Annotated in this window: 16 protein-coding genes; 3 read left to right on the top strand and 13 right to left on the bottom strand. The window is 38.1% G+C overall.

The features are described from left to right. Positions 1-116 precede the first annotated feature (116 nt). The 3 genes from AR334_RS24840 to AR334_RS24850 form a co-directional block, all read right to left on the bottom strand. Positions 117-953, bottom strand: coding sequence for a neutral zinc metallopeptidase (locus tag AR334_RS24840; protein WP_066320382.1), 837 nt, complete (start codon positions 951-953; stop codon positions 117-119). Between the two features lie 137 nt (positions 954-1,090). Continuing rightward, positions 1,091-1,525: a hypothetical protein gene (locus AR334_RS24845; protein WP_253701366.1), complete on the bottom strand. Its 435-nt coding sequence runs from the start codon at positions 1,523-1,525 to the stop codon at positions 1,091-1,093. A gap of 162 nt (positions 1,526-1,687) precedes the next feature. Then, the gene (locus AR334_RS24850) at positions 1,688-2,287 is read right to left on the bottom strand and encodes a 50S ribosomal protein L25 (protein WP_066320386.1); all 600 of its coding nucleotides are present in this window, start codon (positions 2,285-2,287) and stop codon (positions 1,688-1,690) included. A gap of 243 nt (positions 2,288-2,530) precedes the next feature. Here AR334_RS24850 and AR334_RS24855 point away from each other — a divergent pair, with 243 nt between their 5' ends. Beyond that, the gene (locus AR334_RS24855; RefSeq protein ID WP_066320388.1) at positions 2,531-3,292 is read left to right on the top strand and encodes a DeoR/GlpR family DNA-binding transcription regulator; all 762 of its coding nucleotides are present in this window, start codon (positions 2,531-2,533) and stop codon (positions 3,290-3,292) included. A 16-nt stretch (positions 3,293-3,308) separates the two neighbouring features. Next, a complete protein-coding gene (locus AR334_RS24860) occupies positions 3,309-4,703 on the top strand; it encodes a Xaa-Pro peptidase family protein (RefSeq protein ID WP_066320390.1) in 1,395 nt (464 codons plus the stop codon). A gap of 46 nt (positions 4,704-4,749) precedes the next feature. On the opposite strand, the gene AR334_RS24865 is transcribed toward AR334_RS24860, so the two are convergent. The 5 genes from AR334_RS24865 to AR334_RS24885 form a co-directional block, all read right to left on the bottom strand. Continuing rightward, entirely contained in the window at positions 4,750-5,766 is a 1,017-nt protein-coding gene (locus AR334_RS24865; protein ID WP_066320392.1) for an oxidoreductase, read from the bottom strand. A gap of 91 nt (positions 5,767-5,857) precedes the next feature. Further along, positions 5,858-6,769 carry a PTS system mannose/fructose/sorbose family transporter subunit IID gene (locus tag AR334_RS24870; protein WP_066320397.1) on the bottom strand — a complete coding sequence of 304 codons (912 nt, stop codon included), beginning with the start codon at positions 6,767-6,769 and terminating at the stop codon, positions 5,858-5,860. Between the two features lie 18 nt (positions 6,770-6,787). Further along, entirely contained in the window at positions 6,788-7,594 is an 807-nt protein-coding gene (locus AR334_RS24875) for a PTS mannose/fructose/sorbose transporter subunit IIC (RefSeq protein ID WP_066320399.1), read from the bottom strand. Positions 7,595-7,626: 32 nt separating this feature from the next. Continuing rightward, positions 7,627-8,601: a mannose/fructose/sorbose PTS transporter subunit IIA gene (locus AR334_RS24880; protein ID WP_066320402.1), complete on the bottom strand. Its 975-nt coding sequence runs from the start codon at positions 8,599-8,601 to the stop codon at positions 7,627-7,629. A 379-nt stretch (positions 8,602-8,980) separates the two neighbouring features. Beyond that, complete coding sequence (locus tag AR334_RS24885; RefSeq protein WP_066320404.1) at positions 8,981-9,355, bottom strand: DUF956 family protein; 375 nt, start codon at positions 9,353-9,355, stop codon at positions 8,981-8,983. Positions 9,356-9,791: 436 nt separating this feature from the next. Between AR334_RS24885 and AR334_RS24890 the strand changes: the two genes are divergently transcribed. Then, positions 9,792-10,646, top strand: coding sequence for a malate synthase (locus tag AR334_RS24890; protein WP_066320405.1), 855 nt, complete (start codon positions 9,792-9,794; stop codon positions 10,644-10,646). A 183-nt stretch (positions 10,647-10,829) separates the two neighbouring features. Here the strand turns inward: AR334_RS24890 and AR334_RS24895 are convergent, their stop codons facing one another. The 5 genes from AR334_RS24895 to AR334_RS24915 form a co-directional block, all read right to left on the bottom strand. Further along, positions 10,830-11,387, bottom strand: a complete 558-nt coding sequence (locus AR334_RS24895; RefSeq protein ID WP_253701362.1) for an integrase — start codon at positions 11,385-11,387, stop codon at positions 10,830-10,832. A gap of 429 nt (positions 11,388-11,816) precedes the next feature. Further along, positions 11,817-12,836, bottom strand: coding sequence for a YheC/YheD family protein (locus AR334_RS24900; RefSeq protein ID WP_066320408.1), 1,020 nt, complete (start codon positions 12,834-12,836; stop codon positions 11,817-11,819). 12 nt (positions 12,837-12,848) lie between these two features. Continuing rightward, entirely contained in the window at positions 12,849-14,078 is a 1,230-nt protein-coding gene (locus tag AR334_RS24905) for an ATP-grasp domain-containing protein (protein WP_066320409.1), read from the bottom strand. A gap of 122 nt (positions 14,079-14,200) precedes the next feature. After that, the gene (gene murF / locus AR334_RS24910) at positions 14,201-15,589 is read right to left on the bottom strand and encodes a UDP-N-acetylmuramoyl-tripeptide--D-alanyl-D-alanine ligase (protein ID WP_066320412.1); all 1,389 of its coding nucleotides are present in this window, start codon (positions 15,587-15,589) and stop codon (positions 14,201-14,203) included. Positions 15,590-15,594: 5 nt separating this feature from the next. Further along, positions 15,595-16,671: a YheC/YheD family protein gene (locus AR334_RS24915; protein WP_066320414.1), complete on the bottom strand. Its 1,077-nt coding sequence runs from the start codon at positions 16,669-16,671 to the stop codon at positions 15,595-15,597. Between the last annotated feature and the right edge of the window lie 27 nt (positions 16,672-16,698).

Here is a 16,698-nt window from a genome sequence, read left to right on the forward strand (position 1 = left end):
ATGCTAAATCCCTATCATTTTGTCTTTTAGACGCCTCCTATTAGACACTTTTACTCTCTAACTTATGAATTTTGTCTAATATAAAAATTTTTTGGCTGCCACTTGGGCAGCCATTTTTAAAGATTTGAGACATTAAAGGTATCTCCGCCTTCGATTGTCCCATTTTTAAATCCTTTGTAAAACCAGCGTTTCCGCTGCTCGGAAGTGCCATGGGTAAAGCTTTCTGGAACAACGTAGCCTTGGCTTTTTTTCTGGATATTGTCATCGCCGACAGCATTGGCCGCATTAAGCGCTTCTTCAAGGTCGCCTTTTTCAAGGTAGCCCTTTCCTTGGGCGTAATGGGCCCACACACCTGCGAGATAATCAGCCTGCAATTCAAAGCGGACAGAGTACTCATTCGACCGCTTTTCGGAAGCTGCAGCCTCACCACCTAAATTCAATATAGTTTGGACGTGGTGGCCAACCTCATGGGCCAGGACATAAGCCATCGCAAAGTCGCCTGGTGCCTGGAATCGTTGTTTGAGTTCCTCATAAAAACTAAGGTCAATATAAAGCTTGTGGTCACCGGGACAATAAAACGGCCCTACCGCTGAACTCGCCGATCCGCAGGCTGACTGGACACTGCCGCTGTATAGAACGAGCTTAGGATTTTCGTAATCCAACCCCCGCTTTTTAAATTGCTCTGACCATACATCCTCGGTATCGGCAAGAACCACCGAAACAAAATCCGCCAGCTCCCTCTCCTCTGCAGACTCCTCGTAAGCAACATTTGATCCTGTGCCATTATCCGGTGGTGGGTAATTAACAATGTCTTCAGGATTGCCGCCGAGCAGCGTAAAGAGAAGGACCATTATGAGGCCGCCAATTCCGCCCCCTATTGCCGTTTTGCCGCCCATACCCATGCCTCTTCGGTCTTCAACGTTTGTACTTTGCCGTCTCCCTTTCCATTTCATTTCCTGTGCCTCCCCGTAAAGTATACGTATGATTAAAATGACCACTTTCATAGTGTTATACCCGTATTACAGGGAACTTAAAAATTTTGGCAGGCAAAAAAGGACCTATTCCTGCCTTTAGGGAGTGGTCCTTTAAACTAAAATTTCAACTTTTTCTTGTTGCCTTTTTCTTTCGAAACAGCATTATAATTATCCAACTTTGTAAATCGTTTTTTCTTTTTTAGGTACTTTTCGTTAAGCACCATCACTTTCCCATTCTCAGCAGGAGTGAATTTCCGATAAACGGTTTTATATTTTTCGAAAGCCAAGTGCCCTAAAAGATAAATAGGCAGGACAATGACCGCAAGAATTATTAATGTGGGCATCAACTCGAACTCATTTCCAGCGATATAATTAGTCATGATCGCATGCGCCGTAATCGACACCATAATGGTGATAATCACATTACATATATGGAAAGCGACTGCATCCCCGGTTTCCCGAAACAATCGCTCTAGTTCATACTTAAAAAACAACGTAACAAACACTGAAATCACAATGACAATAAGGGAAACAAAATATGTAAAAACCATGTACAAGTTTTCAGCCCCCCACCAACATTTATACACCATTATAGCTAATTATTGGGAATAAGGTAATTTCCCCCTAAAAAAAAGTCTACAGCAGCAGCACAAAAAAATGCTTCTGCTATAGACTGTTTATTTCTTCACATGAAAGCCCAAGTGAAATTACGATTAGACACTAGCAACTTCAACCTTACTAGTATCCTCTTCATCTTCCGCTTCAGCTTTCACATAGTCGATCATCACTATGGTTTCATCATCCTCATGGTTAATCGTACAGTTACGATAACCCTCTTTAATATCTGCCACTCTAACAGTATGGCCGATTTCAAAATCCGTGATGTCAATTTCAATTTCATTCGGAATATCATCCGCTTTTGCTCTAATATCCAATTCATGAAGATATTGTTTTGCAATTCCTCCGACTTTCTCGCCTTTAGATGTTCCCTTTAAAATGACACTTACTTTTGTATCGAGTTCCGTATGCTGATCGACCTGAAGAAAATCCACATGAAGGACCTCTCTTATTAAAGGGTCACTTTGGTAATCTCTTAAAATAACATTCTTTGATTTACCATCAAGATTTAGGGAGATAATGCCGTATCTGCCAACACCCTTCATCACATTCAGTAAATCTGAGTTTTTTATAGAGATGGATTTAGTATCAATATCGCTTCCATAAACAATTCCAGGGATTTTCCCATTGTTTCTTAGTTTTTTCAAAGAAGATTTTTTGAAATTGTTTCTTTCTTGAGCTACTAGCGTATTCATTTTTATTCCACCTTCCACATTATTTAAATTTCAGACACTTGTTAAAAAAATGTCTAAAAATTTTATACAATTTAAGTATATCTAATCTAATATATTATTTCAAACTTACCTGATTGGATAACTGAGTCAAGCAGCTGATATTAGTATAAATTATCATGCAATCTTTTGCGGTATTTTTTATAACATCGCAAAAGATTGCATTTTATTGCAAATGTAATTAAACTATACACATGGAGGTGTTTCATGCTAATCGAAGAGAGACTTGAAAAAGAAATGAAAATCATTGAAGAAAATAAGACAGTGACAATAGAAAGTCTTGCTGAAGCACTAGGTGTTTCAAAAGATACGATACGAAGAGACTTAATGAAACTAGAAAAAAAGAATGTTATTAGAAGAATACATGGGGGAGTCGTGTTAGCTAGTAAAGAGGCTCCTATTTTTAAATACTCAGAAAGAGCTAATCAGGAAAACACAATTAAGGAAAAAATTGCAGAGAAGACTGCTAAATTAGTCAAAGATCATTCATCCGTTATATTTGATTCATCAACTACTGTGGAAGCTGTTATTCCTAAATTAAACGAGAAGAGTTTGAAAGGGATTACCAACTCTCTTACTCATGCTATTCTTCTTGCTAAGAATGAAAGGTCAAGTGTTTCAGTTCTTCCTGGCAAACTTAATAATGAGCAGTTGTTTTTATATGGGGCAGATACGGTGGATAAAATTAGACAATATCATGTTGACTATACATTATTAGGGGTATTTGCCATTTCTGAAAAGGGCTTGTTTATTCATACAGAGGAGGAAGGGTTGGTTAAACGTGCAATGGTCCAAAGAGGGAACAAGATCATTGCATTAGCCGATCATACAAAAATTGGTACAACGGGTTATTTCAAAGTATGTTCCCTCGATGAAATTGATATATTGGTTACTGATAAGATGCCGGAGCTAAAGTTTGTGGAGTTACTAGCACAAAATAATGTAGATCTTGTAATTACTGACGAATGATTAGGAGAATACGTTTATGAATATGAAGAAACAAGTAAAATTGATACAAATAGAACAGCCTGAAATTTATGAAAATGTTCCCCCAGTTTATTTAACTGATGAGACGATCAACGAAAGAAAAGAAAAACTTCTACAATTGATGAAAGAAGAAGAGTTTGATGTATTGGCGATATACGCTGATAAGGAACATGGAAGTAATTTTGAATACTTGACGGGTTTTATTCCAAGATTTGAAGAAGCCCTTTTTGTCATGAAAAGCAATGGAGACTGTTCCTATATTTTGGGGAATGAAAATCTAAAACTGGCAAAGCATGCCCGTACAATGGGTACTGTTTATCATTATCCACTTTTTTCTTTACCTAATCAGCCAATGTACGATAATACTCCCTTAGAAAATATATTGGATCAAATTAATTTCAGAACGAGTAAAAAGATTGGTCTTGTTGGATGGAAAATGTTTACTTCAAAAAGACAAAATAACTCTACTTTATTTGACATTCCTAATTTTGTTGTTGAGGCATTTAGAAATGCAAAGCATGATCATGCAAAGATGGTCAATGCAGCTTACTTATTTATCAGAGGGGACATTGGGGCTAGGACAACAAATAACGCGAATGAAATTGCCCATTATGAATATGGGTCAAACCTCGCTTCATCTTGTATGCTAAAAGCTTTGAATGCGATTGATATAGATGTTAAAGAATCCTTTTTGGGGAATCTTCTGAATGGTGATGGGCAAACCAATACTGTTGTGACCATTGCGGCTACTGGCAAGCGTTTTGAATATGCAAATCTTTATCCTACTGATAAACAGACAAAAGCAGGAGATCCTATATCATTAACAACAGGCTATAAGGGCGGGCTGACTAGCAGAACTGGGTTTATTGTTGAAAATAAAGAACAACTCCCTTCTTCTCAAAAAGATTATTTAGATAAAGTCGCCATTCCTTATTATCAGACTGTTGTATATTGGTTAGAGAACATTAAAATCGGGATGTCCGGTGGAACCTTTTACGATTTAATAGAAGGTGTCTATCCAAAGGAAAAGTACAACTGGCAATTAAACCCGGGGCATCTTACTTCCGATGAAGAATGGATGTCTTCACCGATCTACCCAGATTCAACGGAAGAAATTAAAAGTGGAATGATTCTCCAAATTGATATTATCCCTTCCATTGAAGGCTATGCAGGTGTTAGTGCGGAAGATACCATTGCTCTTGCAAATGAAGAATTAAGAACTAAGCTTAAAAATGAATACCCGCAAGTATGGAATAGAATTCAAAAACGAAGAAATTACATTCAAGAACAGTTAAACATCCATCTATCGGAAGAAATTCTTCCTCTATCAAACACCGTTGGTTACTATCGACCATATTTATTAACGAAAGATAAGGCATTAACCTCTATATAAAATTAAAAAGGTCTTCATCCATTTAGGATGAAAGACCTTTTTTATCTTACTTCAAATTTTTAACTCCAGTTTCTAATATCTCCATTTGCAGGAGTATTTGTTCGTCTGTAATGGTTTTATCTTTACCATTTATGATGGCTTCATATAAATCATCATAAACTCTTCCATAATCGCCATTTACGGATTTTACTTTTTCTTCGTGGATTGTACCTTCTTCGGCGATATAGGTCAGTACACCATAATGTTGGATTGTATCGATTCCAAAATCTTTGTTATACGGCATGTAAAATAACTTTAAATGCTCTTCCTGACGGTCTTTGGTTTCTTTTACAAAGCATCCCTTTTTGCCATATACAACAAAACTTGGTCTTTCTTTCAGTCTAAAATAACTGGATTTCACCGATACTTTTAACGTACCGTAATATAAATCCAAATCAAAATAATCATTCATTCTTCCTTGGCCTAATAATTGCCTCACATCATAATGGATATGATCCGGATTTCCAAAAAGGCTGATCACCTGATCCAGTGTATGGGTGCCATGGCCATATAAAAAGGACGAAGCAGGATCAAAAGAATGAACAGACTCTGGTACTTCTGGACGATAATAGTCATAATGCATTTCGATTTCCAGCAAGTCCCCTAGTTTCCCTTCTTCGATGACCTTTTGAACGGTTAAAAAATCACTGTCAAAACGACGGTTTTGATACGCCTGTACAATTAATCCTTTTTCTCTTGCCATAGCAAATATTTCTTTAGCCTGTTCTGAGGTCTCCATAAAAGGCTTTTCAACCAAACAGTGTTTATTATGTTCCAAGACTAATTTTGCGTATTCATAATGACTGTCATGTCTTGTGCAAACCACAATAAGTTGAATGTCTTTGTCAGTTAATAGTTCATCCAAATCAGAAGTATAATTTACTCCTGCAATCCGTTCCCAACTTTCATGCTTAGGATTTCTTTGATAAATGGTTTTTACCTTTATATTGTCTCTTTGCAGGACAAATGGCAGATGATATCTGTTCGTGCTTTTTCCGTTTCCAATATAACCGATCGTAAGCATAGCAACCCCCTAAAAGATATGGAAATATGTAAAGCACCTCCTTAAATTGATAGGATTATCCTATAAGGAGGTGCTGCTCAATTTTTATTTATTACATTAAGTTCAATAGATGGAAGACGACACCAACCGCGAACAATCCTAGAATCAAAATGATTGGGGAAACTTTCTTCTTAAGCAGCCACATGCTAAGAAGTGTTAACAGCAATCCAGCAAAACCAGGAATTAAGCTATCCAAGTTGGCTTGTAAAGTTGTTACTTTAACAGGTTCTAATGAAAGACCCGCAGCTTGCTGTTGTAACGCAGATTTAATCCCTTCCGCTCCGGCAGGTAAGTTACTCCAGTCAATATAAGCACCTTTGGAAAGTTTAACTTCGGATACAACTGGCGTAAATTTTACAGATACCCAACGGTTAACTAATGCACCAAGGATGAACATACCCAAGATGGATGCACCTTTCGTGATATCTTGAAGTATTCCGCCAGATAAGTCTTCCGTAATTTTAGAACCAGCTTTGTAACCAAATTCTTGCGTATACCACGTGAATCCCATACGAATGAGATTCCATAAAACGAAGAAAATAATCGGGCCAAGGATATTACCAGTCAAGGCAAGAGAAGCACCTAACGCACCAAGGATCGGTCTAACCGTGAACCAGAAAACTGGATCCCCGATACCTGCCAAAGGCCCCATCATACCGACTTTAACCCCTTGAATGGCTGTGTCGTCAACCGGCGCACCATTTGCACGTTCTTCTTCAAGCGCTAGCGTTACACCAATAATAGGTGAAGCTACATATGGGTGAGTATTAAAGAACTCTAAGTGACGTTTTAGTGCAGCAGCACGATCTTCTTTAGTATTATATAATCTTTTGATTGCGGGAATCATCGTATATGCCCAGCCGCCGTTTTGCATACGTTCATAGTTCCAAGAACCTTGAATGAAAGTGGAACGCCACCAAACAGAAATACGATCTTTTTTTGATAATCTTAATTCATTTGCCATTTTTATGCGCCCTCCTTCTTAGTAATTATCAATTATATCGCCGATAGGATCACCGGTGTTTCCGTTTCCGCCATTACCTGAACCGCCTTGTTTAGAAAGCGCTAAATAGATAAGGGCGAGAGCCACACCGATAGCACCTAGACCGATAAGTGTGATTTGTGAAACAGTCGCTAACACGAAACCAATTGCGAAGAATGGCCATACTTCTCTTGTAGCCATCATGTTAATAACCATTGCATAACCAACGGCTACGACCATTCCCCCGCCGATTGCCAATCCGCTTGTTAACCAAGCTGGCATTGATGTGAGTAAGTCTTTAACCGGACCTGCACCAATAGCTATAATTAATGCAGCTGGAATGGCAATACGTAACCCCTGCATGCAGATTGCAACGATTTGCCAAAATTCAACCTTTTTGATGTTTCCTTCTAGAGCTGCAGCATCCATAAAGTGTACGATTGCTGTTGCAAGTGTACGAACGAGGATTGTTAATAAAAGGCCAGCAACTGCAAGCGGAACAGCAATCGCGATGGCAGAAGCCACACCCTCTTTACCTTGTCCACCTAAAACTAAAATAATGGCAGAAGCAACTGAGGCTAACGCAGCATCCGGTGCTACGGCAGCTCCGATGTTTGCCCAACCTAAAGCGATCAATTGAAGAGTACCACCTAAGATAAGACATGGTACTAAGTTTCCTGAAACCAGGCCAATTAACGTACAAGCAACGAGTGGTTGATGGAATTGGAATTCATCCAAAATACCTTCCATACCAGCTAAAAACGCTATGATAAAGATTAATATTATTTGAATCACATTCAAATCCATGATTAATCCTCCATTCTCTTTGATAATTAGGATTATTTTTGTTTGTTTAACTCTTCTTGAGCTCTCTTGATAATTTCGTTCATGTCGCCTTTAGAATCGTTCGGAACTTTACGGACATCGAAGTTCAAACCAAGTTCTTTTAACTTTTTAAACGTATCAATATCCGCCTGGCTAAAGGCCAACACTTTGTTGGGTTGAACTTTACCAGGTGAGTGTGCCATCGAACCAACGTTGATTGTCTTCAATGGAACGCCGCCTTCAACCGCTCTGAGCGCATCTTGCGGGTTTTCGAACAGAAGTAACGCTCTCTGGCCACCAAAGTGCTGATCATCTTTTGCAAGTTCGATCATTTTGTTGACAGGAACAACGTGAGCCTTAACACCTGGAGGAGCAGCTTGTTGGATCAATTTCTTACGAAGTTCATCCTTAGCTACTGCATCAGATACAACGATGATTCGTGTAGGCTGTGTCGTTTTGGTCCAAGTAGTCGCAACCTGTCCGTGAAGTAAACGAGAGTCGATACGCGCTAACACATATTCAAACTTGCCAGGGGCACCTGCATTTACTGGTTTTGCAGTTGCGGCTGCAGCAGATGGTGCTGCTGGTTCTAATTCCTCAGGGTTTACTTTTACCCCTTCTTTAGCTGTGCCCAAAATATGCGCGGCAATTTCATGCGCTGTGTTCATTGAGAAGCGTGATGCAAAAGCTTCAATCAACATTGGCAAGTTCATACCAGCAACGATTGCCCATTTGTCTTTGTGTCCTTCAAACAAGCTGTTGGCTTGGTTGAAAGGAGTTCCACCCCAAAGATCGACTAAGAATAATACTTCGTCTTGGTTGTCGAAAGAGGCGATTGCTTCTTGCATTTTTGCCTTTACATCATCAGGTCCTTCGCTTGGCATCAATGTAACAGCTTTGACATTTTCTTGTTTTCCAAAGATCATCTCTCCAGATTGCAAGATACCAGTGGCAAATTCACCGTGACTAGCAATAATAATTCCTACCATCTCTTTCCCTCCTATTAGGATTTTTACAGCTAATTAAACTAGCAAATTTAAGGAATGATTTTTTTAGCTGTATTTTTCTGCTCATTTTAAGCGATTACAGTATCGGCAAAACACAAAAAAGGCATGAGTAAAAAGTCGATTAAATGAAGATATGGGTATAGAATGCCCCTTATCCTTCATTTCAATCAATACTTTTCACTCATGCCTGATCGAATCAGTAACACGCAAAAAATAATAACGATAGCTATTTAATTTATTTTGCAAACGCTGTAATTAGAGTGTTAAATAAACAACTTTTAGCACTAATGTTTGATACATCACTTTAATGAGCTTCTGTTTGTGATTATAGCATAGCGAATATTTCTCTTCAAGAGGGAAATCATTTTTTCGAAAATTTGCTCTTCAAGCCGCGTTTGACAACATCAAAGAAACTCAATGACTGGACCATACGGTTAGGATCAACATATTCACGAATTACGCGCAACACTTTTTTGGGATCTTTAGAAGAAAATGTATACGTCCCATTTCGTTTCGTTCGGATAGCATAACGGGGGATCCATTTCCCTTTGAACATGACAGAAGCAATCACGTAATCCACTTCTTCCCATGGGATTTGATAAAACTTACGGACATCACGACTATTAAAGAATTCAAATCCTTTGTCTCCGATCATGATTTTACCATACTCTGCAAGTCCCATGTGGGAGGTTGCATCAATAACTAAATCGACCTTTGTATTGATTGATTGGACCATTTGATGTACTCCATTTCTTTCTTTTAATAATAATTTTTATTATACGCATTTTTTCACTTTAAGCAAAAATACTTAGGACAAGTTCCAGTTCCTCGAATATGGAGATAAATACAAGCTAGGAAAATAAAATAATCTTATATTCTACATCACAATAAATTTCTTTGTCAACACAATATTTGCATTACTCTTTCGAAAAATGTTACAATGATATTACAATACTCTTTTAAGCGTATTTCAAATTCTTATGTAATCTTTTTGCAGATAAGAATTTGAATGCGTTTTTTTTATATCTCTTCTTCAATCGAAGAAACTGAAGAAAAAGGAAAGTTGTAATGGAACCAGTAGTTTAAATATTGAAAGTCACCTGTTAAAGATTTCAACCAGATAGGAGGAAAAGGCACACCCAAGTTTTAGTATTAAAAGGAGGACAAAAATAATGAATCTAATCAATAAAGAAGTAACACATAAGCGTTTTGGCAAGGGAAGTATTGTTAAACATAATGATTCTATCATAGAAATACATTTTGCAACGGAAAATAAAAAGTTTGTTTTTCCCGATGCATTTGGAAAACACCTAAAGATGCATGATCATAGCGCTGCCAATTCACTTAAAAATATTTTACGAAAAATGGAATTAGAAAAAGAGGAGGAAGAACAGAAAAGGGAAGAAATAAAAGAACAACAACGTAAAGAAATGCAACTTCGTTTGGAACATGAAAAATTCATGAAGAATCATAAACTTCATCCTAAGTCACAAATGGTTTTTTGGTGTGATGCCGAAGAAATGAGTAAAGTTTTTACAGAGTGGAAAGTTTTTACTGGCGTAATAAAAAGCGGTAATAACAAAGGAAAGCCAAACAAACCTACCCGCCTATACCCAAATAGTGTTTGCCTTTTAACAGCAAGAGATTCCAATACGCCTGAAAAAGACAGACGTATCTTAGGTGTTTATATGGTGAATGAAGATTTTATCGGTCAGTTTTGTGAAGATGGTTATATTCCTGCTCATTCAGAATACAGACTACAACTTACAGAACAGGAATCTGAGAGAATGCCTTTTTGGAAATATTATGTAAATGAAAAATCCCCTCACAAAATGACTTGGAATACAGGTAAATACCGTTATTTTGATAATGAATGGATGGCTCAAATCTTACTTGATATTGTTTCGTTAAAAAGTGACACACAGGAACAGGAACTAGCACAGAACTTCTTTGAATATTTTTGTAAAACGAATCGGATCAGTGAGAAAGAGTTACCAGAGCCTAATGGTGCATTAATGCGGATATAGATTTTATTCCATATTAATAAGTACGGTTTAAAAAAGGTCACGAGCACAGCTCGTGACCATTAACACCTTGATGACTACTATATAATATAATGTTCTTGTTAACTCCTTTAACGCTATATACTCTCATCTTTCATTCTGGACTTTGATCAACCAAATAAAGCGGTCGTCTTTTGTTTATCCTGATTAGGCACTTTGTACAGTTTGTTCCGCTATAAGCCTGTTATATAGCTGTACATCTTTTTCATAAAAATTCATGTAAGTTGACATTCCTTGGTTCTTTACTTTATCAAAGCTTTCCCCATCAACAATACCGAATTCTCTATTTAATTTTTCAGCATTCGCCCAAGCTGTTTCTTCAAAGCCGATATTCATCTCATGCTCTTCGATTAGCATTGCAAGAAGAGTGTAGTCACTGTATAGTTCGTTTAGGTTATGGGCTTTTTTAATTTCATAATATTGAATCGTTTTGGGCAGCGACTCCATTAAAGCTTTCCGGTCTAACGCATGCCCTAACTCATGAAGTGTAAATGCTTTAATATATGATTCGAGTGGAACTGGGACCTGCATTTCCTTTATTGCTTCTCCTATGCGATGAACATCATAACCTAAATAGTTAAGGATAAAATTATAGCTCATATTTATCCCAGTATGTGTCTGCTTAAGTTCAATATCCATTCCAACCGTCCTCATCGTTGTCCTTATTAATTGATCAATCGATGGTATTCCGTTTTTATCGTTCAATTTTTCCCCTTGCTTTCTCATTTAAATGATCGTATGGGAGACCTAATGGAGATTTACAAATATAGGATATGAAATTTCTCCCAAATCTAGAATATATCATTTTAAATTTTGTTTCAACAGGGAGTAATATGTATACATTTTAAATTTCAAAAAACAAAAAAGAAGCTGGTAAAAACAAAATGTTTTTTACCAGCTTCTTATATTGAGGGGCTTTTAGACTGCCCCGCTCCTATTTTAATCCTTTCTCGAAATTGATTTCGATAAGTGTTTTTAACAGATTAATCGTTGTCACGATTTTTGGCACGAGCCTCTCCGCCTTTGCGGCCTGCTTCTTCTACCGTCATCTTTCTGTCAATCTTCAAGCGAATTTATCAAGGTTTGTTCTGCCCTTTATGACCCTACATCAGTGTAGTGGCAACTCATGACAGCTTATTGTTTCATTTTTTTTGCTGCTAAAAAGCGGCAATAAGGAATCAGCCGTTTCCCTACTTCAAACTCCCGGTTATTTGACCCTGGACGCCAATTCACTTCAAAAATCCACAGCTTTTGCTGCTGATCTACGCCAATATCTATCCCTAGCTCATCAAATGGGTTCGGATAAAGGGAGTCGAAATGAGCTGCAAATGTTAAAGCGAATTCTTCCAAAGTCTGTTTCATTTTCAGCGAATCCTCACCAAATTCCGCTTTGAGAAATGGATCCAATTCTCCGCGATACCCGCCGCTGCTGATATTACTAACCTTCTTCGAATTGCCGCTGATACGCGGATAGATTAACGTTTTCTCCCATTGTCCAGTACCATTTTTTTGTACATGGAGCCGAAAATCGTAGGTTAATCCTGATTTCGTTTTACATTCAATAAAAGGTTGCAGCAAGTACTTTTGTTTGACTATTACTTGTAAAATCAAAGCTTTCAATTCTTCTTTTTTATAAAATTGTTCGTTTAACCCATCTGTCCATTTGTACATATCATTTATTTTGTTAATAAAGTAAATCCGTTTACCGTGATTCCCCGACAAGGGTTTTAAAACAGCGGCGGAATGTTTTTCTAGAAAGGAATAAAGGTCATTTTCACTATTAACCACTATCGAAGGAATTAAATAGGCGGCAAATGTTTTGGCCTTTTTTATCTTCCGATAGACTTTGATTTTATTGCCGACCGGGTAACTGGTAAACACAGCGTGTCTCTTTAACCGCTCCATAATCATGGATTGTTTATTGTTTTTGGGATTACAGCTATTGATAATGACCGCAGGAATTTCCGTCTGTTTTGCAAGCCATATTCCTTGCTCATAAACCAAGCCCTTCACGATTTTTTTATTAAAATCGACATCATGATAAGTAAAATAGATAAAGTCAAGCCCTTCCATCTTTGCAACTGCTGCAAATGGATAGGCTTTCCTCACTGTATCAGGATTGTTCCGATAGTGAAGCATCCCAACAAGCACCATAGCCTCACGTCCTTAAAGAGGTTCTAAATAAAATTTTATTTCACTCGCGGCTGTAATAGCTGCGAATTTTGCCCCTTCCTCCGTATCAGAAACAGCAATAACATAGGCATACCGATCTCCCATTGACTGCGGTTCCCTTAATACCGTTCCTTTTTTAGGTTTCACGAAAACTTCCTTTATCCCCTCATGTTTTAATGCTCTATTTTTACCCGTCACCTTTATTAACTTCCCTTTCGCCTCAACAACCAGATATTTGGTATAAACAAATTTCATAAAGGATTTTTCCAAGTTAGGTTCGATGCCTAAGAACAGCTTAATTGTTTCTTTGACCAGATTCATTCCTGTTCCTTCTTGAATAATGCGATTCATGGCCCCGCCGGACATTCTCGGATTGATTTCAATCAATTTCCACTGGTCATTCACATTCCGCATTTCAAGATGACAAGTTCCATTTATCAATTCCAGCTCGCGGATGATACTTATCACGGCATGTTCCAATGTCTCATTTTCTTCCATGCTTAAAATGGCCGGATATTGGTAACCGGTGATAATAAATCGCTGCCCATTTAAAATCTCCTGTTCAATTACGGCAATTATGGAAATTTCCCCGTTTACGACCATGACTTCAATTAAATATTGCGGTCCAATAAGATATTCTTCCATTAATACAGCCTGATTTGGAAACCTTCTTTTTAATAATTGAAATCCTTCCCTCATTTCATTAAATGTATGGACCAGCAGCACATCTTTTGAACCGTTGGAAACAGGTGATTTTAAAATGACCGGAAAAGAACCTTCAAATTCTTTTATTAATTTATCAATGGGTTCGTCGAATGGAATAACTGAAAATCGAGGGGAAACAGGAAGTCCTTTTAAATGGGATCGAAAACGATTTTTATCCTCAATCACCGATAAAGCCTCTATCGATAAATTACCACGCCCAAATCCCCATGCTTGTGAAAGCATTCCTGCATAAGAAACAAATGGGTCAATGAAACTAATGATGGCACAGATTTGTTTTCCTTCTTGTTCTAAATCATGAACAATCGAGAAAACATTACTTTCCTCAAATAAGTTTTCAACAAACATCATTCGCTGAACCTCGGGGAACTCATCTCTTTGCTGAATGAATTTTTTTCGATCCGTTAATAAAACCGTATAGTATCCCATTTCAGTAGAGGTGATGAGGGCTTCCCTGCTCGTTCCGGATTTATTGCTTCCTATGAAGACGATCGTTTGCATACCAACCATTCATCCCCTGTTTAAAATTGTTCTATCATAACGTATGTCATGGATAGAACGAATGTCACATAAAAGCCGCTAAGAGCAAACATACCGGCTTTTGACCTACATATTGAACAATCTTAGTTAAATCGATATTTTTCTACAACCCTCCGGAATGAAGGATCCATTTTACCAAGAGACATTTTAAATAAAATGATCATGTCTTCTTTCTGAATTTCAGCTAGAACGGCCTCCAATTCTCTTGCATTCATAACAGCATGCACCTTATTTGGATCCATGCCTAATGCAATCGCCTGCTCACCTGTCAGCCTTGCTGAGGCACCGACGGTAATGATATGATCTACACCGCCAACATCGAGAATGGTTTTCCCCATCTGAATATGCTGCTTTTTTTCCTGATTTCCGAGGCGTTGCATTTTCCCAAGCACAAGTACCTCCGTTTTACCGTTCGACGTCTTTTTCAGAACATCGATGGCAGACCTGACAGAACTGGGATTACAGCTCCATGTATCATCAATAACCGTCACATTCCCCGCGCCCTGATACATTTTTACATGCCGCTCCATTGTTCTAAAGGTACTGAGTCTTTGAATAGAGTCGTCAATCGGGATACCAAGTACACTTGCCCCGGCGATGGCCGCCAAACTATTGTACACATTATGCTCGCCGTACCCAGGAATCGACACTTGATATTCTTTATTCTCTACCCGCAGCGAATATAGCATTCTATTATTCTCAAATTGAATATTCCCTGCTCTAAATACAGCTGCCGGATCTTTTCCAAACGTTAGGACCCTTCCTTTATAGGAATCAATGGGCAGGGTTTTGATATTTTCATCATCTGCATTAATCAATAACATTCCTTCATCAGGTAGAACGTCCAACATTTCTCCCTTTGCCTTGATATAGTTCTCTACCGTCCTGCAGCCTTCCAAATGGGCTTCTCCTATATTCGTAATAATACCGATAGTTGGTTTAAAATATTTACCGCTGTTCTTAATATTGCCCGGATAGGCAACGCCCATTTCAAATACTGCCACCTCCGTTTGCTCATTTAATCCCAGCAAATAGTGTAAATTTAAATGCAGGCCGTTTTGACTGTACAGAGTAGAATGGACCTTCATTCTAGGATTTAAAATATGTTTAATCATATCCTTCGTCGTTGTTTTTCCACATGTACCGGTTACCCCGATGACTGGGATCTGAAATTGATTTCGATAATAATCGATAAATCGCCAATAGGCATCCTTACTATTTGCAACCAAAATGACATTTGCTGGACCAGATACCTTTGAAAGAATATCCTTATCTTCCGTTACAATCGTGTAATTCGATTTTCCCTGCAAGGAATCAGCCTTAATCGCTTTTTTATTACTATGAAAATACAAAGCATGTTCTTTAAGACTGTGTACCTTCTTTACGATTGTTTGAATTTCATCGCCAGTGTTTCCTTGAAGCAGTTGTCCATTGATCGTGCCAAGAAGCTCAGAAAGTCTGATAGTTTTCATAAAATTTACTCCTGTTCAATCTTTAAATCTAAAAGATACCGGGCATAGCTTATAGGGGTAGTATGAGTTGCTTTCCAAACATCCACCATCCCTGCTTTGCCAAAGGTAATTCGTAAATCGCGTCCATTACATTCGATAAACATCGGAAAACCCTCTTCCGTTAAGCCAATATCCAGCCCCACATCTGCCAGGCTCGGAAAATGAGCGGCTAATTCCTCCACTGCTTTAATGGAGAAATTTTCAATATCATGATAGACTTTATCAAAGTCTAGATTAGAAGAGTCGCTTACCAATTCCTTAAGTGATTTACACGTTCCACCCTTTGCGACGTTGGTCACATAACTTCCACTTTTAGCGACCTTTCCAACGATTCCCGTTACCTGCCATTTACCTGAGCCATTTTTTTGCACGGAAACACGCAAATCAAAAGGGCTGCCTTGGTACTTGGCTAGCGGGATTCGCTGTTGAATCAAATAATATTTATTCGCCGCCTTTTTCCGCAGAACTTCCGGCCATTCATCAGTGAAAGGAACCTTTTCATGATGGCTGTTAACTGTCCAAACTTCATTGTCCTTTTTCTCAACCATCATGATTCCTCCGCCAAGACTGCCGCTATTTGGCTTAATCATCAGCTCATTATGATTTTTCATCATCTCTTTCAGGTTTTCTACACTTGCCCGCTTTGTTTCAGGCAAATGAGGGCGTAATTCCTCATTTTGCATAAGTATTTCATGAACAGTCATTTTCCCATAGCGATTCCACCCATTGAAAATCGTAATACCTGATTGTTGAAGCTTTAAAAGTTTAACCTTTGCTTGATTCGTAAAAAAAAGACCTCGATTATGAATGACCGAAGGGACTGAAATAGTCTTTAATTTATATCTGCCATTCGTTTCTTTCACTAAAGCCTGAATCCATTCCGATTCTGGTGAAATATCCCTTAATCGAAAAAAACATGGAGTGAGATCAAATCTTTTGCCAGCCTCTTCATAAAAAGCCAGTCGTTCAAAATAAGAATAGCCGCGTTTAATTCCGCTATACACCAATCCATCAACTAAAATCCCAACATATGAGTTTTCCAATTTATCAAACCTCCGCGGTTATCAATC

The organism is Bacillus sp. FJAT-29814 (genome assembly GCF_001510715.1).
In the GTDB taxonomy this organism is placed as follows: domain Bacteria; phylum Bacillota; class Bacilli; order Bacillales; family Cytobacillaceae; genus Neobacillus.